At 77.0% G+C, this 20,404-nt stretch carries 16 protein-coding genes; 11 read left to right on the top strand and 5 right to left on the bottom strand.

The features are described from left to right. The first annotated feature begins 540 nt into the window (after nucleotides 1-540). The gene (locus IE106_RS06605; protein WP_189530785.1) at nucleotides 541-963 is read left to right on the top strand and encodes a hypothetical protein; all 423 of its coding nucleotides are present in this window, start codon (nucleotides 541-543) and stop codon (nucleotides 961-963) included. Nucleotides 964-1,029: 66 nt separating this feature from the next. On the opposite strand, the gene IE106_RS06600 is transcribed toward IE106_RS06605, so the two are convergent. Then, on the bottom strand, nucleotides 1,030-1,692 hold the full coding sequence (locus tag IE106_RS06600) for a hypothetical protein (RefSeq protein ID WP_189530784.1): 663 nt from the start codon (nucleotides 1,690-1,692) through the stop codon (nucleotides 1,030-1,032). Nucleotides 1,693-1,990: 298 nt separating this feature from the next. Here IE106_RS06600 and IE106_RS06595 point away from each other — a divergent pair, with 298 nt between their 5' ends. The 9 genes from IE106_RS06595 to IE106_RS06555 all read left to right on the top strand — a co-directional run bounded on the left by IE106_RS06595 (nucleotide 1,991) and on the right by IE106_RS06555 (nucleotide 14,250). Then, nucleotides 1,991-2,302, top strand: coding sequence for an ArsR/SmtB family transcription factor (locus IE106_RS06595; RefSeq protein ID WP_189530783.1), 312 nt, complete (start codon nucleotides 1,991-1,993; stop codon nucleotides 2,300-2,302). After that, nucleotides 2,299-2,691, top strand: coding sequence for a VOC family protein (locus IE106_RS06590; protein ID WP_189530782.1), 393 nt, complete (start codon nucleotides 2,299-2,301; stop codon nucleotides 2,689-2,691). The genes IE106_RS06595 and IE106_RS06590 overlap by 4 nt, the downstream gene beginning before the upstream one ends. A gap of 1,416 nt (nucleotides 2,692-4,107) precedes the next feature. Then, nucleotides 4,108-4,302, top strand: coding sequence for a thiazolylpeptide-type bacteriocin (locus IE106_RS06585; protein ID WP_189530781.1), 195 nt, complete (start codon nucleotides 4,108-4,110; stop codon nucleotides 4,300-4,302). Nucleotides 4,303-4,356: 54 nt separating this feature from the next. Further along, complete coding sequence (locus IE106_RS06580; RefSeq protein ID WP_189530780.1) at nucleotides 4,357-4,539, top strand: thiazolylpeptide-type bacteriocin; 183 nt, start codon at nucleotides 4,357-4,359, stop codon at nucleotides 4,537-4,539. Nucleotides 4,540-4,676: 137 nt separating this feature from the next. After that, nucleotides 4,677-7,484: a lantibiotic dehydratase gene (locus IE106_RS06575; RefSeq protein ID WP_189530778.1), complete on the top strand. Its 2,808-nt coding sequence runs from the start codon at nucleotides 4,677-4,679 to the stop codon at nucleotides 7,482-7,484. A gap of 32 nt (nucleotides 7,485-7,516) precedes the next feature. After that, nucleotides 7,517-8,665 carry a lantibiotic dehydratase C-terminal domain-containing protein gene (locus IE106_RS06570; RefSeq protein WP_189530777.1) on the top strand — a complete coding sequence of 383 codons (1,149 nt, stop codon included), beginning with the start codon at nucleotides 7,517-7,519 and terminating at the stop codon, nucleotides 8,663-8,665. Further along, nucleotides 8,662-10,515, top strand: coding sequence for a hypothetical protein (locus tag IE106_RS06565; protein WP_189530776.1), 1,854 nt, complete (start codon nucleotides 8,662-8,664; stop codon nucleotides 10,513-10,515). Before IE106_RS06570 ends, IE106_RS06565 begins: the two co-directional genes overlap by 4 nt. After that, nucleotides 10,512-12,461, top strand: a complete 1,950-nt coding sequence (locus IE106_RS06560; RefSeq protein ID WP_189530775.1) for a TOMM precursor leader peptide-binding protein — start codon at nucleotides 10,512-10,514, stop codon at nucleotides 12,459-12,461. The genes IE106_RS06565 and IE106_RS06560 overlap by 4 nt, the downstream gene beginning before the upstream one ends. A 97-nt stretch (nucleotides 12,462-12,558) precedes the next feature. Beyond that, a complete protein-coding gene (locus IE106_RS06555; protein WP_189530774.1) occupies nucleotides 12,559-14,250 on the top strand; it encodes a thiopeptide-type bacteriocin biosynthesis protein in 1,692 nt (563 codons plus the stop codon). A 56-nt stretch (nucleotides 14,251-14,306) separates the two neighbouring features. On the opposite strand, the gene IE106_RS06550 is transcribed toward IE106_RS06555, so the two are convergent. Next, the gene (locus IE106_RS06550; RefSeq protein WP_189530773.1) at nucleotides 14,307-14,978 is read right to left on the bottom strand and encodes a class I SAM-dependent methyltransferase; all 672 of its coding nucleotides are present in this window, start codon (nucleotides 14,976-14,978) and stop codon (nucleotides 14,307-14,309) included. Between the two features lie 500 nt (nucleotides 14,979-15,478). Here IE106_RS06550 and IE106_RS06545 point away from each other — a divergent pair, with 500 nt between their 5' ends. Continuing rightward, nucleotides 15,479-16,183: a hypothetical protein gene (locus tag IE106_RS06545; RefSeq protein ID WP_189530772.1), complete on the top strand. Its 705-nt coding sequence runs from the start codon at nucleotides 15,479-15,481 to the stop codon at nucleotides 16,181-16,183. 26 nt (nucleotides 16,184-16,209) lie between these two features. Here IE106_RS06545 and IE106_RS06540 read toward each other — a convergent pair whose 3' ends face one another. The 3 genes from IE106_RS06540 to tpg all read right to left on the bottom strand — a co-directional run bounded on the left by IE106_RS06540 (nucleotide 16,210) and on the right by tpg (nucleotide 20,212). Then, entirely contained in the window at nucleotides 16,210-16,491 is a 282-nt protein-coding gene (locus IE106_RS06540; protein WP_189530771.1) for a hypothetical protein, read from the bottom strand. A gap of 107 nt (nucleotides 16,492-16,598) precedes the next feature. Further along, on the bottom strand, nucleotides 16,599-18,896 hold the full coding sequence (locus tag IE106_RS06535; protein WP_189530770.1) for an ATP-binding protein: 2,298 nt from the start codon (nucleotides 18,894-18,896) through the stop codon (nucleotides 16,599-16,601). A 758-nt stretch (nucleotides 18,897-19,654) separates the two neighbouring features. Then, the gene (gene tpg / locus IE106_RS06530; protein ID WP_189530768.1) at nucleotides 19,655-20,212 is read right to left on the bottom strand and encodes a telomere-protecting terminal protein Tpg; all 558 of its coding nucleotides are present in this window, start codon (nucleotides 20,210-20,212) and stop codon (nucleotides 19,655-19,657) included. Nucleotides 20,213-20,404 lie beyond the last annotated feature (192 nt).

Genomic DNA, 20,404 nt, shown 5'->3' with positions numbered 1-20,404 from the left:
GGACGCCGGAATGGCCGTACGGCCTCTGACCTGCGGCGACGGGGTCCACCTGGAACGACTTCCTGGAACGTGGAACGGGCGCGACGCCTGCCCGCGAGCGGCTTCGAGACCCGTGACCGGTCACTGCGGAAGCGGCGGGTACGGCGTCTCCCACGGGCAGGGCGGCGCGGGCGCTCCCGGCCGGCGGGAGCGGCGCGGACCGGGGGCCGGGTCCGGGGCCCGGGCACCGCCGAGGTCGGCAGGACGGCCGTGGCGGTGCCCGTGGAGAGCACCGAACGGCCGGGGAAGACGGCATGGGGCGGCAACCCGTCGGCACCGCCGAGCGGACACGGACCGTGAAGCCGTCCGCCCATCGGCACGACCACCGTCACGAACGGCGCGGCGGCGCCGAGGCGCATCACCGGCGGCTCCGGGGCGCCGGCTCCCGGCGAAGGCACCGGCGGCCGCGATGCGCGGTTCGACCACCGCGAGGCGGACGCCGAACGGGAGCCCCTGAGGCCGGGACCGGGCGTTCCGGGGTGCCGTGCCAGGATGGAGGCCATGACTCTCTCCGACCCCGGCGACGCGTTGGGTTCGGCGCTTCGGGACGCCCGCTCGGCATCGTGGTCCGTCAGAGCGGCAGCCGGCCGGCGGCTGGCGGGCGCGGCGGAGGACGCCGAGGTCGCCGCGGTACTGCACCGGCTGCTGCTCGACGGTCAGGACACCGCCGTCACCCAGGACACGGCGGAGGCCCTGCTCGAACGGGGGGACGCCCACGGCCTGCGGATGGTCCTGGCCGCGCTCGCCCGTGCGGACGACGACACCGCCGACCACCTCGACGCCGCCGTCGACAACGTCTGCCGTCAGTCCGACGAGGGCCTGGCCCGGCTGGAAGCCCTGTGCCGGGTCCTGGTGTCGGACGCCGACGCCTCGGTCCGCGACGAAGCGCGCGAGATCCTGCGCGCCCGGGACGACCGCGGCTGACCCTGCGGGGTTCCCAGGACCGTGATCGGAGCCTCCGGCGCGCCGCGGGTGCGGGCCGGCGGCCTTCTACGGCCTGTCGTCGGCGCGGGGGGCGCCGTACCAGCGCCACGTGGCGAGGCGCGGCCGGCCGGGGAGCTCCGCGCGGCCGGTGGCCCACAGGAGGGTCGGCCACCGGTCGGTGTCGGTCGGGGCGTCGGGGAAGAGGCGGGCCAGTGCGCGGTCGCACAGGCCGGCGGGCGGCGTCCAGTCGACGCCGAGGCCCTCGGCGACGTCGTGGGTGTGCACCAGGGTCTCGACGACACCCATCGCGGCGAATCCCTCGGGGTCGGCCGCGCCGAAGATGTGGTGCGCCCGGACCGTGGGGGGCGTGGTGCGGACCATCGCGGCCAGCAGGGCACCACTGGCTTCCAGTACGTGCAGCAGACCGGCCGGGCCGGCCTCGCGGTCCGCGAAGACGGCGTTCGCCGGCCCTCCCGGCCTCCTGCGGCTCCACGCGAACGGGACGTGGGTGTCCGGTGGCAGGTTCGCCGGGCCCAACTGGACGGCGTAGGCGAACAAGTCGTCGGCGAGGTGCTCGACGGTCTCCCAGCAGTCCCACTCCAGGGAACCCGCCTTGACGCTCCAGTCCGACGCCTCCGCCCCGCGCAGGGTCGCGAGCGCCGAGCGGACGGCGTGTTCGACGTCGGCCGCGGTGATCGGACCGCTCGGTGGTCTGCGTGCTTCAGCCATGGCGGGACCGTATCAATGGTCGAACACCCCGGGCACTCGCATTCGAACAAGGGGCGTGCGTGCGGCTGGTCCCGTGAGCGGCCGGGCCGGCGCAGGGGCCGGGCCACTGCGCCCCACGGACGCGTGCCGCCGGTGGCACCGGGGTGGTTCCCCACGTCCCCGACGGGCGTGCGTCCGCGCCGTCGACGGCCGAGCGCTCCACTCCGGTCCGGCGAAGGGGGCCGGACGGCGGGCTCGCCGCCCGGAGCGGGACACCCCCCTCTTGATAGGCAAGTGAACACTTGCCTATCCTGGAGGCGTGGCCGACGTCCTCTTCAAAGCCCTGGCCGACCCCACCCGCCGCACCATCCTCGACGAGCTCGCGGAGAAGTCCGGGCAGACGCTGTTCGAGATCTGCTCCCGACTGAGTACGAGGCACCGGCTCGGCATCTCGCGCCAGGCGGTCTCCCAGCACCTCGCCGTACTGGAGGCCGCCGGGCTCGTCGAGACCAGACGGGAGGGCCGCTGCAAGTTCCACGACCTGAACACGGCCCCGCTGCGGCGGATCACCGAGCGATGGCCCACGCCCGACACGCCCGACACGCCCGAACCGGAGAAGAGCACCCCATGAAGATCCATCTGACCAGCGTCTTCGTCGACGACCAGGCCAAGGCCGAGCGCTTCTACACCGAGGTCCTCGGCTTCGTGAAGAAGCACGACGTCCCGGTGGGCGGGAAGGACCGGTGGCTGACCGTCGTCTCGTCCGAGGAGCCCGACGGCACCGAACTCCTCCTGGAGCCCGCCGGCCACCCGGCCGTCGCGGCCTACCGCGACGCGCTCGTCGAGGACGGCATCCCGCTCGCCCAGTTCGCCGTCGACGACGTGAAGGCGGAGTACCGGCGCCTGCGCGGCCTCGGCGTCCAGTTCACCCAGGAGCCCGTGGAGATGGGCCCCGTCACCACCGCGGTCTTCGACGACACCTGCGGCAACCTGATCCAGATCGCGACCGAGGCACGGTAGGCACTCCCCCTCGCGCACGGCCCGGCCGCTGCGGCGACCGGGCCCCCGCCCCAGGGTGCGCCGGCGGCGCAGGCACGGCTCCGCGGATCCCCGCACGCCCTCTCGTACCGATGCCCGCCGCTGCCCCGAGGCCGGTGCGGGACGGCCGTGGACGCACGGTCGCGGCCCACGCCGACGGGACGCCGTACCGGTCGCGCCGACCCGCGCGGACACCTTGCCCGCCGCGCCGCCTGAGCGGTCGACGCGTCGTTCGACGGCGCCGCGCCGCTCACGGCTCTCGCGGCCGGAGCCGGGCGGGACGGCCGCCGCGGCGTCCCGCCGCAGACGGGGTCGGACGGCCGCGCGATCCGGCGGGAGACGGTGGGCCCGTACGGCCGGCGGGCCCGTACGACCGGCGGGCCCGCCGACACGGTCCGGTCGGCGCCGATGCCGGTGTCCGCCTCCGCCGGGGAGGGGAGCGGAGCCCCTCCCCCGAGTGCCGTCGACGGCCCGTCGATCCGCCGTCCGCAGGAGGCCCGGGCCCGTCGCGGAGGTCCCGCCGGGGCGAGTCGGTGCGGCGCTTCCGCACGACGTCCTCCCGGGGCGGCCCGCCTCCGGCCGGGAGGTGGGGCGGCGCCCGGTGCCCACGGCCGGGCGGGGGTGGTCCGGACCGGGTGCGGGGCGGTCGCGGGCGGAGTTCCGTCGGGCCGTTGGGAACGGGAGCGGGTTCACACGGCGCCCCGGCGGCTCCCACCGAGCCGGGCACCGCGTACCGCTTCCCGCCGTCCGTTCACGGGGCGGTCCTCTCCCGGGGTGCCGTCGGCCGACGCGGACGCCCGTGAGGCCGCTCCCGCGCTGTCTCGAAATCGCCTCCGGCACCTGTCCGCGGCTCGTGTGCGGAGCAACCCCCGGAGGCACGGGACCACCGGGAAGCGCTGCTCCCGAAGGGCTGCGGCGGTCGGCGGGCAGGGTGCCGGGCCCGTTCGGGGGCCGATGTGGCGGATCGGTGGATTCCGGCCCGTTGCGGCTCAATTGACCATCCCGCCGGCGTACGGGGAGTCTTCACAGACCCCTCACTCGGTGGCGGTATCCGGAGGCATCGCGTCCATGGCCGCCGAAGGGGGTGACATGGGGATGAACGCCTCGCCCTGCAAGGCCCGGAGCGGTCACTTCGACTCCCCCGCATGGCTCGAATACGCCCCCGCCGCTTATGAGCCAGGGCATCGAACCGGCCAAATCATCACGGGGCTTGTGAAGGTTCTCGGAGCGCCCGACGGCGGCCATATAGTCGGACCGCACATGCTTGATCACTTGCGGTCGCGGACGTCCCTCCTGCGGTTCCCGCCGGAGGGGCGTGCTTCCCGTGGACCGCACGGCTCCATCCGGCACCGCCCGTTCGGTGCCTTCCGGTTCCCACCCTCACAGAAGGAGCTCCGCATGTCCGACGTCACCTCCACCCCCGGCTTCGACCTCCAGGACCTGGAGCTGGACCTCAGCGACCTGACCGTCACGTCCATGCGCGACACCGCCGCCCTCCCCGAGGGTGGCGCGTCCTGGGGGTCCTGCTCCTGCCAGGCCTCGTCGTCCTGCGCCCAGCCGCAGCTGGAGACCATCCCGCTCGCCGCGGGCTGACCGACGCGGGCGCGCCTTCCCCGTCCATCGCCACGGCAGACCAAGGAGACATCCATGTCCGACACCACCGGTACCGCGGGCTTCGACCTCGCGGACCTGGACCTGGGCGAACTCACCGTGACCTCGATGCGCGACACCGTCGCGCTCCCCGAGGGCGGCGCCTCCAACGGGGGCAGTTCCTGCTCCTGCGGGTCGTCCTCCTGCGCCACCCCGCAGCTGCCGGACCTCTCGCTCTAGGGACGGCACCCGTGCCGTCCCCGGGCCGCGTCCTCTGACCGCGGCCCGGCCGCACGGGACCGACCGCCCCGCCGCGGGGCGCACACCGGTGTGCGCCCCGCGGCGGGCTCGTACGACGAAAGGGAGAGGGGACCCGCATGCCGTACGTCGAGAAGGCCGACGCGGAGACCGCCGCCGGCACCGACGCGCACACCGTCGACCGGCCCGTGCACTCGGCGCCGTACGCACTCGTCCGCGCCACCGTGCTCGCCCATCCGCCCCAGACGCCGGCCGCGGCGGACTTCCGCGCGCTGATCGGCCGCCTGACGGAGCTGGACGGGCGGCTCGCGGACCTCTCCCACCCCCTCTGCGACGACCTGTACGCCAGCCGGGACGGCCACCCCGAGGACTTCCACCGGGACGTCGTCCTGCCGCTGCGGCGCACCGTGCACAACGGGCGCACCCCGCGGCCCGCCCTCCTGGCCCGGCTCGGCGACCTGCCCGGGCGGCTGCCCCGGCTCGCCCTCTGGCTCACCCTGCGGGAACGCCGCGCCGCCCTGCTCACCGAGCTGGACCTCGCCGTCCCCCGCGCCCTCGCGGCCGAGCGCTCGGCCCTGGCCGCCCTGTGCCGGGAGCCGGCCCTGGCCCGCGCCGTCGCCCTCACCAGCGCCGACCTGCTCCGCGCCCTCGAACGTGCCGGCACGGGCGCCGACGATCGGAAGGCCCGCAAGGAAGAACCCAACGTGCTGCGCTACGCCCTGAGGGCCAGCACCAAGACCAGCCCTCTGTCCTGGTTCACCGCCGTCGGCTGGGGCCCCCTGCCGCAGTCCCCGGCGCCGCTGCCGCACGTACGGTCCTGGGGGCACGAGGCGCTCCTCGACGGCCCGCTGCACGCGGTGGTCACGGTCAACCGCACGCTCACGGCCGCCCTCACCGCCGCCCTCCTGGACCGGCCGCACCGCCGTGCCGCGCGCCCCCACCGCATCACCAGCACCGCCCGGGTCACCGACGGCCGCGCCACGTATGCGCGCAGCCGGACCGCCTTCGCCGGCGGCCGGTACCTCGTCACCGACGAGGACGAGGTGGAGGTGGCCTTCGGCGGCCCCCTGCGCCTGCTCACCGACCGCGCCCGGACCCCCGCCCCGCTCCACGAACTGGCCCTGGCGCTCGCCTCCGCCCTGCCCCCCGCACCCGGTGCGGGGAACGCGGGCCCCGCGGAAGGCGGGGACCGCGGGGAGGGCAACCTCGCCGCCGCCACGGCCTTCCTGGACCGCCTCGCCGAAGCCGGTCTCCTCGTCCCCACCGATCCGGTGCCGCCCCAGGACGCCGCCCCCCTGGCACGCCTCTCCGCGTGGCTGCGCGCCCTCGGCACGGCCGACGCCGCGGACACCGCCCACGGCGAGGACGGCGCCGGCGCCGCGGGAAGCGTCCGCGCCGAGGACGTCACCCAGGCGGACCGCATCGACGAACTGGCGGCGCTCGTCGACCGGTTCGCCGCCGCCCCGCCTCACGAGCGCCCCGGCGTGCTCACCGGGCTGGCGGACCGCTGGACCGGGCTGCTCGCGGACAACGGCCGCCCCGTCCCGGCCGGGTCGGCTCCGCTGAACCTCCTGTCCGAGGACGTCGTCGCCCCGGAACCGCTGCGGCTCGACGGCTTCGTCGGCGCCGCCGACCACGAGGCGCTCGGCGAGGTCACCGCCCTCGCCGAACTCTTCGACCTCGGCCACCTCGTGCGGCGCGTCGCCCGGGACCGCTTCGTCGAGCGGTACGGCCGTGGCGGACGCTGCGCCCACCCGTGGGAGTTCGGCGCCGACGTCGCCGCGGCGTGGGAGCGGGCGGGGCGCATCGCCGCCCTGCGCCCGGAGGACAGCGCCGCGTTCCCCACCGGCGGCGCCGAACTCGCCGCCCTGCGCGAGGACGTCGCCGACGCCGTACGGGGGGCGCCGGCCGCGAGGACACCGTCACCCGGGCCGGACGACGACGTCGTCCTGCCGTCCGGCCTCGTCCGGGACCTGGCGGCGCGGTTGCCGCGCTGGGCGACGGAACGGCCCGTCAGCTACGCGTACTTCCTCCAGCGCGACCCGGCCGGGGGGCTGCTCTGCGTCAACCACGTCTACGGCGGCTGGGGGCGTTTCACCAGCCGCTTCCTGGACGCCCTCGACCCGCGGGCCGCCGAGGGCGTGGCGCGGCAGATCCGTCGCGGCCTGGGGCACGGGGCCGGGGAGCGTGTCGCCCAGATCCGTCCCGTGAACGGCTTCAACGCCAACCTCCACCCCCTCCTCGTCCCCGACGAGATCGGCCCCTACCGCGGGGCGGCGTCGATCGCGGAGGACGAACTGGAACTCTTCCACGACGAGGCCACCGACCAGGTGCGGTTCGGGATCCGGGGCACCGGTGACGTCCTGGACGTGCTGTACCCCGGCTTCCTCGCCCCGGTCATGCTGCCGCGCCGCATCGCGGCCCACCTGTCCGACCACCCCCACGGCATGGTCGACTTCCGCCCCCTCGTGCCCCGCCACACGGTGCGGGCCCCGGGCGGAACCGTGGTGCGCACCCCCCGGCTGCGCCACCGGCACGTCGTCCTGCTCCGCCGGCGCTGGGTGCTGCCGTCCGGCGTCGCGGGCGCGCTGCGCGAGGAACTGGCCGCCGCCGGCACGGTCCCGGTGGAGGCCGTCGCCCGGTGGCGGGCCCTGCTCGCCCTGCCCGACCAGGTCTTTCTGCACCCCGTCGTCACGGCGCCTACGGGCCGTGCGGCCGACGACTTCCTGACGCAGCTGAGCCGCCCGAAGCCGCAGTTCGCCGACCTGGGCAACGCGCTGCACCTGCGCTGCCTGGCCAAGTGGCTCTCCCGCCACCCCGACGGCGTGGTCCTGGAGGAGGCGCTGCCCGCGCCCGGCGGATCGGCCGCGCCGACCCGGGCGGTGGAACTCGTCCTGGAGACCTACCGCCCCCGCCGCCCGTCATGACCCGCCGCAACCGGAGAGCCGAGGAGAACACCGTGCCCGCCGGACCGTCCCGGACGACCGCCTGCCTCGACGTCGTCGCCTACTACCACCAGCCCGTCAAGGCGCCGCTGCTGCGCGAGGCGGTGCTCCCGCTCGCCGAAGCCCAGGCGGACCGGGGCCTCGCCGCGCACGTCGAACGGCACTGGCTGCACGGCCCCCACGTGCGGCTGCGCCTCGAAGGCCCCGCGCAGAGCGTCCGCCCGGCCGCGCGGGACGCCGCCCGCGCCCTGCGCGACTGGATCCGCGACCACCCCTCCCACAGCGACCTCGGGGAGGACGAACTCCTCGCGCAGGCCGCCGAAGCGGGCCGTGCCGAGCTCGTCGCCCCGCCCTACGGCCCGATCGTGGCGGACAACACCGTGCGCGTCGAACCGGTCGACCGCACCTCCCTGCGCGGTCTGCTCGGCGCCGACGGGGTGGCCCTCCGGGACGACCTGCTGCGCGGCGGGCTGGGCGCGCTGCGCGCCGGCACCGCCTTCCTGGGTGCGCACGGGGACAGCGCCCAGGCGCGCGTCCAGCTCGCCGTCGCGGCGCTCGCCGCCCACGCGGCGGCCCACCCGGAGGGGCTCGCCGGCGGTCACTACTCGTACGTGTCCCACCTGGAGGACTTCCTGGTCCACGACGACCCGGACGGGCGGCTGCGGGACGGGTTCGCCCGTCGCTGGGACAGCGCGGGCGAGGTGGTGACCGCGCTCGTCGGCCGGATCGCGGAGGGCGGCGCCCTGGGGTGGGAGAGGGCGTGGGCCGCGTGGTCGGCCGCGGCCTGGGACCTCGCGCAGAGCCGTCACGACGCGGGGGCGGACCTGCACGGCTCCCCGCTCGAGTACCGCGTGCGCGCGGCGGCGACGGGCGACGCCGCCGCGATGGAGCGGTGGAACCAGGACGTACGCACCCGCTACAGCGAGTTCCACCGGCTCCTGCGCCGTTCGGACCCGCACGGGACGATGTGGAGCCGCCCCGACTACCTCGTCTACCGGGCCTGCACCAACGCCCTGTACCGGCTCTTCGCGATCTGCGACGTCCGGCCGCTGGAGCGCTACCTCGCCGCGTACCTGGTCATCCGTACGGTCCCGGGCCTGACGGGCTGCGACTGGCGGGAGCGGGTCGGGGCGGTCATCGACGCGGTGGAGGGACGCTCATGACGGCCGGGACGCCCGCACCGGCCGCCTCGGGCACGGACGCGCCCCAAGACGGTCCGCCCCTGCCGTGGCGGCTGCGCCCCGGGGTCGCCGTCACCCCCCTGCGCAACGGCCTGCACCTGCGCGGGCGGCGCGGCAGCGTGACCCTGGAGGGCAGTTCCGCGCTGCCCCGGCTGTGGCAGCTGCTGGAAGAGCCGCTGCGCACCGGCCGCCTGACCGGTCCCCTGCGGCAGGCGGAGCCGGGCACCGCCCTGCGCGAGGCCGTGGACACGGTGGTCGGCCGACTCCTGGAACACGACCTGCTCGTGGCGGAGCCCGCCGGCCCCGCGGCGGACTGGCTCGCGGCGACGGCGGAGCGGCCGCCCGCGGCGGCGGCCGCCCTCGCGGCGACGCGGGTGGAGGTCGTCTCCGGTGCCCCCGCCGCCCCCCTCGGGGCGGCCGCGCCCCCGCCCGCCCCGGGCGCCCTGGCCGGCGCCGCCGGGCGGGCGCTGCGCCGCGGCGGGGTGGCGGTGGCGTACACCGTCGACCCCGCCCTGCCCGACGGGCCGGTCCTGCTGCGCGCCGCCGCCGGCGACGGTCCGCCGCGCGCGGTGGCCGCGGGCGTGCACGGCGGCCTGGGGTTCGTCACCGCCCCGGGCAGCCCGGAGCAGGCCGCGGCGGACGCGCGCGCCCTGTCGGCCCGGCTGGCCGCCGGTGCCGGCGCCCCGGCGGCCGGGCCGCTCCCCGCCTCCTTCGTCCCGCTGCTCGCCGCGGCGGCGGCCCAGCGGCTCCTGTGCGCGGCGGGCGGACTGCCCGACCCCGCCGACGAAGGTGACGACCACCGGCTGCTGCCCGGGCTGCCCGCCGTGCTGGTGGCCGACGCGCGACCGCCGCGCGCCGAGTACCGCAGCTGGCTCGGGCCCGACCGGATCGATCCGGACCGCCGCACCCCCCTGGAACCCGCCGACAGCCTGGCGGAGGCGCTCGAACGGGTGGCCGCGCTCGGCGCGGAGCACATCGGCGCGGGCCCCGCGCCCACCCCCGGAGCGCTGCGGCAGCTGCCCGTACCGCTCGCCTCCTGTGGCCTTCCGGCCGGCGCGGTACGGACGCCGCGCTCCGAGACGGTCGTCGCCGGGGCGCCGCGCCTGGACCTCGCCCGCCTGGAGGCGTTCTGCGGGGCGGCCGAACAGGGCCTGGCGGGCGCGGACCCCACCGTCCGGTACGCCGTCGGGGCGAACCCCGGCCACGCCTGGGGGCGGGCCCTCCGCCGGGCCGCCGGCCCGGGCGCACCCGGTCCGGTGAGCGGTCCGCTGCCGGAGGCCGTCTGGCGCGGCCATCCGCAGGCCCGCCACTGGTGGACGACGCTGACGGGACGCCTGGGCGTCCGGGCCCGCATGGAGGTGATCCGCCTGGACCGGGACCGGGAGGCGTACCGGGCCGTGGTGCTCGCCGGCACCGGCCGGCCGGACGCGGGGCGGGTGCCGGACCCGGCCGCGGAACCGGGGGCGGGGCTCGGCTGGGCCGTGGAGGCCACCCCGGGCGACGCGGCGGCCTTCGCCGCGCTCACCGCCACCGCCGCCGTCAGCGCCGCCCGCCAGGGCGCCACCCTCACGGACCCGTGCGCGCCGGGCGGTTCGGCGGCCCCCTCGGCGGCGGTCGGAGCCCGGCCCGCGCCCTGGGAGGACGACCGGTGGACCACCGGCTGGCTGACCGGGGTGGCCGCCCGCGAAGCGGCCCTGCGCGGCACCCTGCGCACACTGACCGGCCTGCACGACCTGGACGCGCTCCCCGCGGCCCCCGAGGCGCGGGAGTTCGCCGCGCTGCTGCGCGCGTTCGGCTTCACCGTGCTCGCGGTGGGAGGGGACCGGCGATGACCTCGGACCCGCACGAGACCCTGGAGCCGCACGAGACGCCGGACCCGTACGGGGCGCTGGGGCCGCTGCCCGTGCCGGTCCTCGACCCCGGCACCGCGCTGGCCACCACCGCGGGACGGGCCGTCGTCCTGCTCACCCGGTGGACGCTCGGACTCGCCGAGGAGCTGAGCCGCCACGCGCTCGCCCATCCGGTGACCCTGGTCCCGGTGCGCCTCGACGGGGCGCTGTCCGTGGTCGGACCGGTGCTCGGACCGGCGTCCGCCGCGTGCCTGTGCTGCTCGGAACACCAGCGCCTGGCCACGACGGGCGGCCGGGTGCCCTGGCAGAGCCCGGCGCTGACGCTCGGCGGGGTGCCGGCGCCCGCCCTGGGCGAAGCGGTCGGGGCCCTCGTCCTCGACCTGCTGGAGGAGACACCGCCGACGACACCGGCCGCTCCCGCCACGACGGCGACCGTCCACGTCGTGCACCACGGGCGCGCCACCTGGTCCACCCACCAGGTCCGCCCGATCGGCGGCTGCGCGGTCTGCCGCCCCCTGCCGGAGGACTCGGCCGACGCGGTCCGGCCCCTCCCGGCCGGTCCGCGGCCGGTGGCCGACCCGGCGGTGCTGCGCGGCGCCAACGACCGCACCGGCGCCGAGGACCTGCGCGCGGCGCTGCACGACGAGCGCTTCGGACCGGTGCGCCGGCTGCTGCGCTCGGAGGACTCGGCGTTCTGCCTGACGACGGCGTTCGTGACCGACGGACGTCCGCTCGACGACGGCGGGTACGGCCGTGCCGGCGACTTCGCCGGCAGCGAGCGGGTGGCCCTCTTCGAGAGCGTCGAGCGGTACGTGGGCATGCGCCCCACCGGCCGCCGCACCGTCCTGCGCGCGCCCTTCGCCGCGCTGGGGCCCGACCGGGCGGTCGACCCGCGGCGGCTGGGGCTGCCCGACCCCGCCTTCCACGGCCACCCGGCGTCACGGACGGTGCCGTACGACCCCGCGCTGGAACTGGACTGGGTGCACGGCTGGTCGCTCACGCGGGGCCGGCCCGTCGCCGTACCGGAGCACGTCGCGTACTGGGACGTGCCGGGCGGCGGCACGCGCGTGGTCTACGAGTCGTCCAACGGCTGCGGGCTCGGCAACAGCCCGGAGGAGGCGACGCTCTACGGACTGTTCGAGGTCGCCGAGCGCGACGCCTTCCTGATGGCGTGGTACGGGGCCACGCCCCTCCCCCGGGTCGAACCGCCGGACGACGACCCCGACACCGCGCTGCTCACCGACCGCGCGGCGCTCCACGGCTACCGGCTCCTCCTCCTCGACGCCACCAACGACTTCGGGATCCCGGCGGTCGTGGCCGTCTGCCGCTACGAAGGCGCCCATCCGCGGGCGCCGCGGATGTTCCTGGCCGCCGGCGCGCACCACGACCCCCGCATCGCGATCCGGTCGGCGGTCGCCGAAGTCGTCACCAACGTCCTGGAGTCCCCGCACCGTGCCACCGCCGACGGGCGGCCCCGCGACCCCGAACGGCTGCGGCCCATGCTGGACCGGCCGGACCTCGTCGTCACCCTCGACGACCACGTGGGGGTGAACACCCTTCCCGAGGCGGGGCCGCGCCTGGACTTCCTGTTCCGCGACACGCCCGCCCGGCCGGTCGCCGCCGTCTGGCCCGGCGCGCCGGAGCCGGTCACCGATCTGAGCGCCCTCCTCGCGTCGGCCGTCGCCCGGCTGGCGGACGCGGACCTCGAGGTCATCGCCGTCGACCAGACCGAGCCGGGACTGCGCGACCGCCTGGGCCTGTACGGGGCGAAGGTCATCGTGCCCGGGTCCCTGCCGATGACCTTCGGGCACGTCAACCACCGCACGCGGGGGCTGCCCCGGCTCCTGCACGTCCCCCACCGGCTCGGCCGCACCTCCCGGCCCCTGCGCCACCGCGACCTGGCGCTCCACCCGCACCCCTTCCCCTGACCGCCCACCCGCCCCGGCGCCGCGCCCGGCCCACCGGCCGGTCCGGCCCCTCCCGTACCCCCCTCCCGTCCACCTTCCCGCCGAACGAGGGCCGCACGTGACGACCGACACCTGGCACAGCCACCACCTGTTCCTGCACTCCGGCACCGAGGACACCGACGCCTTCCTGACCCGGTGGCTGGCCCCCCACCTGGACGGACTGGTCGCCTCCGGCCAGGCCGCGCAGTGGTTCTTCATCCGGTACGGCGAGGACGGACCGCACCTGCGGGTGCGGGTGCGGGGGCTGAGCCCCGCTGCCGCCGCCGAACTGCCGGGCGCCCTGGCGCGGGCCGCCAAGGAGCAGCCCGCGGTGGCGGACGCCCCCTGGCCCTCCCATCACGGGGAGGTCCGCGCCGTGGAGTACGTACCGGAGACCGGCCGGTACGGCGGGCCGCGGGCCCTGCCCACGGCCGAGGAGGTGTTCGTCGTCTCCTCCCGCCTGGCCGTCGAGGCGCTGCGGACGCTCCGGGGCGGGTCCGGCGGCGCCGCGCGCCTCACGATCGCGGCCGACCTCGCCCACGCCACGGCGTACGCCCTGGGCATGGACCGGCTCGCGGCGGCGAGGTGGCTGCGGCGCCACGCGTCCGGCTGGCGGTGGGTCACCGAGGTGGCGCTGCTCCCCGGCGCGGCGGTGCACTCCCGCGTCCACACCGTGTACGCGGCCCAGCGCACGGCGCTGCGGCGGCGGGCGCGCAGCCTGGAGGAGGCGCTGCGGGACGGCAGCGGGGAACCGTGGCTGCTGGAGTGGGTCCGGTGCGTGCGGGAGGCCGACGAACGGCTGCGGACCGAGCTCGGGGCGGGGGCGGCCGACACCGTGCTGCCGTGGGTGTGGGCGTCGCAGCTGCACATGCTGTTCAACCGTCTCGGCGTCACCCCCGACGAGGAACGCGCGGTGTGCCTGCTCGCCGCCCGGACGCTGCTGGACACCGACGACCCGCAGTCGTTCTTCCCCGAGGGGCACCACGCGGTGGACCTCCAGTACCTGGAACGCAGCAAGTTCCGGATCGGACGCAACGAGGACTCCTCACTGCGCCCCCTGCCCCCGTCGTCGCTCCCCCTGGGCGCGGCGGAAACCTCCGGCCCGCCGGAGGTGCCCCTTCCGGCCGGCCCGCTGCCGGAGGTGTCGCTGCGCGCCGCGCTGGCCGGCCGGACCTCCCTGCGCGGTGCGCTCCGGGGGCCGTTGGACGCCGAAGGGCTCGGCACGCTGCTGTGGAACGCGCTGGCGCACAGCGGCACTTCGGAACAGCGCCTCGCCGACGGCACCACACGCACGCTGGACCACCGCCCCTACCCGAGTGCGGGGGCCCTCTACACGGCCCGGGTGCGGCTGCTCGCCCTCGACGTGGCGGGCGTCCCGGCGGCCACGTACGACTGCGTGCCCGAACGCCGGACCCTGCGGCCCGTGGGCCCGGTACCGCCCGTCGCGGACGTCACGCCGCTGTCGACGTACTTCTCCCGCCCGCCGCAGGACCCCGACCGGATCGGCGTCGAGGAGGCACCGGTCCTGCTGGGGGTCTACGTCGACCTGGGGCTGCTGCGCCGCCGGTACGGACTGCGCGCCCTGCGGCTGGCCCTGCTGGAGGCCGGCCACCTGACCCAGACCCTCCTGCTGACCGCCACCGCCCTGGGCCTGGCGGGCACCCCGCTCGGCGGCTTCCACGACGACCTGGCGCAGGAGCTGTTCGGGCTGGACGACCTGGACCACCCCCTCCAGTACCTCCTGCCGCTCGGCCGCCGCGCGGCGGACTGACGCCCCGGGCCGGAGGTCCCGGGCCCGCCCGCCGGGCCCCGTGTGTCACCCCGGGTTCATCCCGCCGTCGGGATCCGCTTCCGGTCCACGCCCCGGTGCCGTCGCAGACGCCATACGTGGTCCTCGCGGAAACCGTCGAGGCCTTCGGGGGAGACGCCCGGCCTGCGGACCGTCTCCCGGGTCTCGACGGTCCACTCCTCCTCGGGCAGCGAGAGTTCGTCCAGGACGCCGTCCAGGGTGGGGAACACGGCGTCGAAGGGCGGCTCCGTCACCCAGGAGGGCCAGCCCGCGTGCATGACGACCAGCAGGGTGCCCCCGTCCGCGACGGCGTCGGCGGCGCTGCGCAGGATGCCCTGCCGGTCGAGCTCCACCGGGGACTGCAGGTACTGGGCGCTCACCAGGTCGAAGGAGCCCTCGGGGAACGACCGGCCCAGTTCATGGCGCTCCCAGGAGGTGCGCTCGCCGACCCCGGCCTCGGCGGCGTGCCGGGCGGCGCGCGCCAGCGCGGTGGCCGAGATGTCCACCCCGGTGACCCGCCAGCCCGCCGAGGCCAGCCAGACCGCGTCGCCGCCCTCCCCGCACCCCAGGTCCAGGGCGGTGCCGGGCGCCAGGCCGGTCACCTCCCTGACGAGCAGTTCGTTCGGGCGGCCGCTCCAGACCCGGTCGCTGTCGCGGTAGCGGGCCTCCCAGAACTCGGTGGGCCGATCGGGCGCGGGCGTGTCGGTCATGGCGTGCCTCCGGTGCTGTGCGCGGTCGTCTGCTCGGTCGGGCGCCCTCCGGTGCGGCGCCCATGAGGGGAGGCTGCACCATGCCGCCCCCGGACGGGAAACACCCGTGCCGATACGGCAACCGCCCGCCGCGGCCCCCACCCCACGGCCCGGCCCGCCTCCGGCCACGCCCCGTACGAACGCGCCGGTCGGTGGCCACGCCGCCTTGTTCCCCCGCCGCCTTGCCGGCCGCCGTGACGGCCGCCGTGACGGCCGCGGTGACAGCGGTACCGCGGTGCGTGGGACGGCAGGCCGGCCGGGGCCCTCTCCGCGGAGTCGGTTTCCCGACGGGTGCCTCGTCGCGGTCGATCCGGTCGCGCCGCGGGGCCGCCGGCCGAGGAACCGGGGGAACGCGCTCGGTTTCCCCGTCGGGCGGGCCGGGAGGCCCTGGTTCCTCGTGGGGGGTGAAGGCGGCTTCGGCCACTGAGGGTGGAGACCCCGCGCTCCGGTAGCCTCCACGAATGCCGAACACCCTTGCGTATGGCGCTTTCCGCACCGGTCGCCTGTGGGCGGCGGCCGGTGTGTCGTTCGTCCTCCTCCTCGTCTTCTCGGGCTGGTCCTGGCTGACCTCGCTGGAGTTCGACGAGCGGTGCGCCCACGGCCTGGTCCAGGGCCCCGGCAGGTTGCTGGACACCCGGCACCAGGCCTTCCCCCCGGCCGTCATCTGCGAGTACGAGAACGGCGAGGTCTCCGCGGGCGGCACGGGCCTGCTCGGCGCGGTGCTCTGGCTCAGCCTGGCGGTTCTGGTCCTCTCCGTCCTGCCGGCGCTGCTGGCCGAGTGCGTCGAGCTGCCCGCCGGGGCCGGGGCCGCCCTCTCCCTCACCCGCGTCGAGAAGCTGCGCCGTACGGCGACGGCCCTCTTCGTCACCGCCTCGCTGTTCCTCCTCGTCTACGGACTGGCGGCGTGGCCCCTGGTCACCGGCCCCTCGTCGGCCTGTGCGGCCGGAGGGGAATGGGGGACGTACCCGCCGCGGACGCTGGAGTACAGCCTGTTCCCGCCCCAGGCGACCTGCGTGTACCGCAGCGGGGAGACGGCGATGCTGAACCCGGGCTGGGTCGGGACCCTGACGGCGGCGTCGGCCGTGCCCGCGGTGATCGCCGCGTTCGGCACGGCGCTGGCGTGGCGGCGCAGGCGGGCGGAGCTGCGCGGCCCGGCGCCCCGCTGACGTGGACCGGGCCGGTCCGGTGCCGCTCAGCCGGCGGGCGTCAGGAAGTCCGCCACCGCGGCGGCGGAGTCGGGGTGCCGCATGACCGCCAGGTGGTCGCCGGGCAGTACGCGCAGTGCCGCGCCGACGAGGGCGTGGACCCGGCGGCCCCGCGCCACGAGCGCCGCGACGATGCCGGGGTCCACCCAGTCCAGGTGGGCGTCGGCGGTGAACCCGTGGTGGAGGAACACCGGGGGCAGCGCGTCGCCGCTCCCCCACGCGTAGTACCGGACGGTCAGGCCGTCGGAACCGCGGAACTCCAGGGCCACGCACCGACGACAGGACCGGTCGGGCCCCAACGTTCCTTCTCTCGAAGGAATTCGGGGCGACGAGGTGGCGGACGGGCGCTCGGCCCGTCGTGGGCGGGCCGGCGGGGTCAGGCGCCGGCGGAGAGCCCGTCGAACGCGGCGGCGGCCTCGTCCTGGCGCGGGCTCCTCAGTGCGGCGAGCGCGTCGCGGGCGGCGAGCAGCGTCTCCCGGGCCTCCGGGTGCCCCGTCGCGCTGAGCAGCTGCCCCAGGTCGAGCCGGGCCGGTTCGCTCCAGGCCGGCATCTGCGCGGCCTCGAAGAAGCCGAGGGCCTGCCGGAGTTGTGCTTCGGCCTCGCTCCAGCGGCCGAGGGTCGCCAGGTCGTTGCCGATCTGCTGCTGGGCGACCGCGTGGTACAGCTCCACCAGTTCGTCCGGCTGCCCCGGGATCCCGGCGCGGCAGATCTCCGCGCTGCGGCGGTGGATGTCCAGCGCCTCCGCCGCCCGGCCGGCCTGGCGCAGGTAGCCGCCGAGCGTGTTGAGGACCGTCAGCTCGCCCAGCCGGGCGTGCGGGGAGTCCTGCTCGCGCAGGCAGCGGGCCGCCTCGCGGAGGCGCTCGTGGGCCTCCTCCGCCCGGCCCAGCCGGTGCAGCGCCCCGGCGCCGTAACCCAGCGCCCACCCCACCTGGAGCCGGTCCCCGCACGCGCGGGCCGCCGTCAGGGCGGCGTCGGCGGCCGTCAGGGCGGCGTGGGGGTCGTGGACGCAGAGGTTGTAGGCCCAGGCGAGGTAGTTGAGGTGGACCGCCTCCTCCCGCCTGCTGCCCAGGGCGCGGGCCGCGTCGGCGGAGCGCCGGAACACCTCCACCCACAGTTCCCAGTGCTGGTTGAGGTCGGAGAACCAGTGCATCGCCTCCGCCGCGTCCACGACCTGCCGGTGGCGGCCGGTGTCGTGGGCGCGGCGCAGCGCGGCGAGCCACTGGGCTCGTTCGGCCTCCAGCCAGGCCCGCGCCTCCTCCCGGCCGACGGGCGCGCCGGCGGGGTCGGGGTCGCCGTGCGGCGCGTCCCGGTGGTGGTCGGCGTCGAAGCGGAGGGCGGCGGCGGTGGCCCGGCGCAGCATCCACTCCGCGGCCCGGTCCAGTGCGGCGTTCCGGGCCTCGGGGCCGTCCTCGGCCTCCAGTTGCTCAGCGGCGTACAGCTTGAGGAGGTCGTGGAACCGGTAGCGCTCGGTGGCGGGGTCGCTCTGCAGCAGTCCGGCGTCGGTCAGCTCCTCCGCGCAGGCGACCGCCTCGTCGTACGGGAGGCCGGCGAGCAGCGCGCCGGTCTCCGGGCTGAAGTGGGGTCCGGCGGCCAGTGAGGCGCGGCGCAGGAAGACCCGGCTCTCCTCGGGCAGTTGCCGGTACGAGAGGGCGAAGGCGGCCCGCACCCGCAGGTTGCCGGCCTGGAGGCCGTCCAGCCGACGGCCGTCCTCGGCGAGCCGGGTGACGAGCTTGCCGAGGCGTTCGTGCGGCCGGCCGAGGAGCCGCTGGCCGGCGATCCGGACGGCCAGCGGGAGGTGTCCGCAGAGGTCGGCGAGGTCGCGGGCGGCCTGCGCTTCCGCCCTGACCCGTTCCGGGCCGATGATGCGGGTGAGGAGTTCGACCGCCTCCTCGCGCCGCAGCAGCGTCAGGTCGGTGCGGTGGACCGACTCCAGGCCCGCCAGGGTGTGCCGGCTGGTGACGATGGTCAGTGCGGGGCCGGTGCCGGGCAGCAGGGGGCGGACCTGGGACTCGTCGGCCGCGTTGTCCAGCAGCAGCAGGACGCGGCGGTCGCGGATCAGGGACCGCCACAGGCCGGAGCGGTCGTCCGTGCCCGCCGGGATGGCCGCGTCGGCGACCCCGAGGGCGCGCAGCAGCCGGGCGAGCGCGTCGCGCGGGGTGACCGGCTCGGGGTCCATGCCGTGCAGGTCGAGGGCGAACTGCCCGTCCGGGAAGTGCGGGGCGAGGCGGTGGGCGGCGTGCACCGCGAACGTGGTCTTGCCCAGGCCGGGCTGGCCCGCGACGACGGTGACCACCGGACGGGCGGGGTCGGCGTGTTCCACGAGGTCCAGCAGGTGGGCGAGGGCCGGGCCGCGGGCGGTGAAGTCCTGGAGGTCGCGCGGCAGGGCGAGGGTGGTGGGGGCGGCCGGTGCGGTGGCCGTACGGGGGCGCGGGCGGCCCGGGGCGGCGGCCTCCTCCAGGCGTGCGGCAGCGGCGGCGTCCAGTCCCAGCCCTTCGGCCAGGGCCCGCACCGTGCGGCGCTGCGGTCCGCGGGTGCGGCCGCGCTCCAGGTCCGCCAGCGCGCGGACGCTGACTCCGGAGGCGTGGGAGAGCGCCTCCTGGCTGAGGCCTGCTCGCGTGCGCAGTTCGCGCAGCCGCTGCCCGAAGTCCCCTGTGGTGGGGGTGTCACTACCCACAGCCGATGTCCCCGATCACCCGGCTCGTCCGGATGCGAGCCCCCGGCAGAAGTATGGCGGATGCCATTTCTGCCGGAAGGACTGCCTGGGCCGACGGCGGTGGCGGTGGTCGACTGGGAGCAGGTGGGGGCGGGCCCGCGCGGGCCGGTTCGTACACGGTGTCGGCCGGCTCCGCGGCGTGTCCTCCCCCTCCTGTCCTGAGGGGGCGTCGGGACCCGTCGCCGCGTGTGGTGCCGGGCCCCGACGAGGGCCACCGGCCGGGCACCCCGCCGGGACGCCCTCGGTGAACCGGTGCGCACGCCCGGCCGTACGGGGCGTCTCCCATCGCCCCGTACGGCACCGGGGTCTCCCGACCGGGGGGCGTGGAGGACGTCGGGCCGCCGCGGGTACGCAGGGGGGCGGTGGTGGCCGTCGGCGGGCCGGACTTCACGCGGTCACCGGCGCCGTGTCGGCCGCCGGTCGGTCCGTCGTCCACCGCGCCGAAAGGTGACACACCCCGCCCGGGCCGGCGGGCGGACCGGGGAAGACGCCCGCCCCACGCGGTCCGGCCGGGTACGGGGGCGCGCCCTCCCAACGGCGGGTGGTGTTGCCGCGCCCCCGCTCGGGGCGGTTGACGCGCCGCTCCACGGTGTTGCGCCGCTGGCGGGCCTCGCGATCAGGGGCCGGTGGCCTTCCGCCCCGGCCACCGTCGCGGGGGCCGGGGCCCGGACCGGCCGCGGCGGCGGCGATCCGGGGCGCGGCGTGGGGGTGCGCGGCCTTCAGAAGTCCAGATCCAGGTAGTCGATGTCGGTGAAGGTGACGTCCGAGAGCCCCGTGGCGCGGCTTCCGCCGTCCTGGAAGTAGACGTCCCTGAGGCCCTCGGCGATGATCCGGCGCATCTGCTGGTCGCCGGCGCCCTGGTCGCGGGCGTCGAACAGGCGCTGGGCGTAGGCCGGGGGCAGGTGGACGGTCAGGCGCCGCACCCGGCCGTCGTCGGTGGTGCCGATCGGCGCGGTGTAGCCGAACCGGGCCCTGGTCTCGATGGTGATGCCGGTGGTGGTGGCGGCCTGCTCGCGGCGGCGCCTGCGGACCTGCGGCTGCCAGCGGGCCCGTACGGCCGCGTCGATCCGGTCGGCGATGTCCTGGGGCGGGTGCTTCCGGGCGCCGCGGCGGTAGCGGTTGACGGAGTCGGCGGTGACGCCGAGCTCCGCCGCGACGGCCTTCGCCGTCTTGAGCTGCCTGAGCAGGAAGCCGATCCGGCCCTTGAGCGTCTTGGGCGGCTCGCGGGTGAAGCCCTCCCGGTCGGCGCGCTCGATGGCGTCCTCGATGTCTCCCACGACTTCGTTCAACTCCCTTCGGGGGTGGGGTTCCGGCCGTCCGCGACGGCGGGGCGGCACCAGGTCCCGCCCCGGTCGTACGGCCGCGGTCGCGGCGAGGTGCGGTGGGCGCGCGCGAAGGGCCGCGGGGCCTTCGCGCGCCCCGGGGTCCGCTCCCGTCCGGCCTCGGCTTCCGGCCGCGACGTGCCGGGG

The sequence above is a fragment of the Streptomyces roseolilacinus genome, assembly GCF_014649335.1.
Classification (GTDB): Bacteria; Actinomycetota; Actinomycetes; order Streptomycetales; family Streptomycetaceae; genus Streptomyces; species Streptomyces roseolilacinus.
Note: the sequence above shows the minus strand (reverse complement) of the source record. Positions and strands in the feature narration are given on the sequence as shown.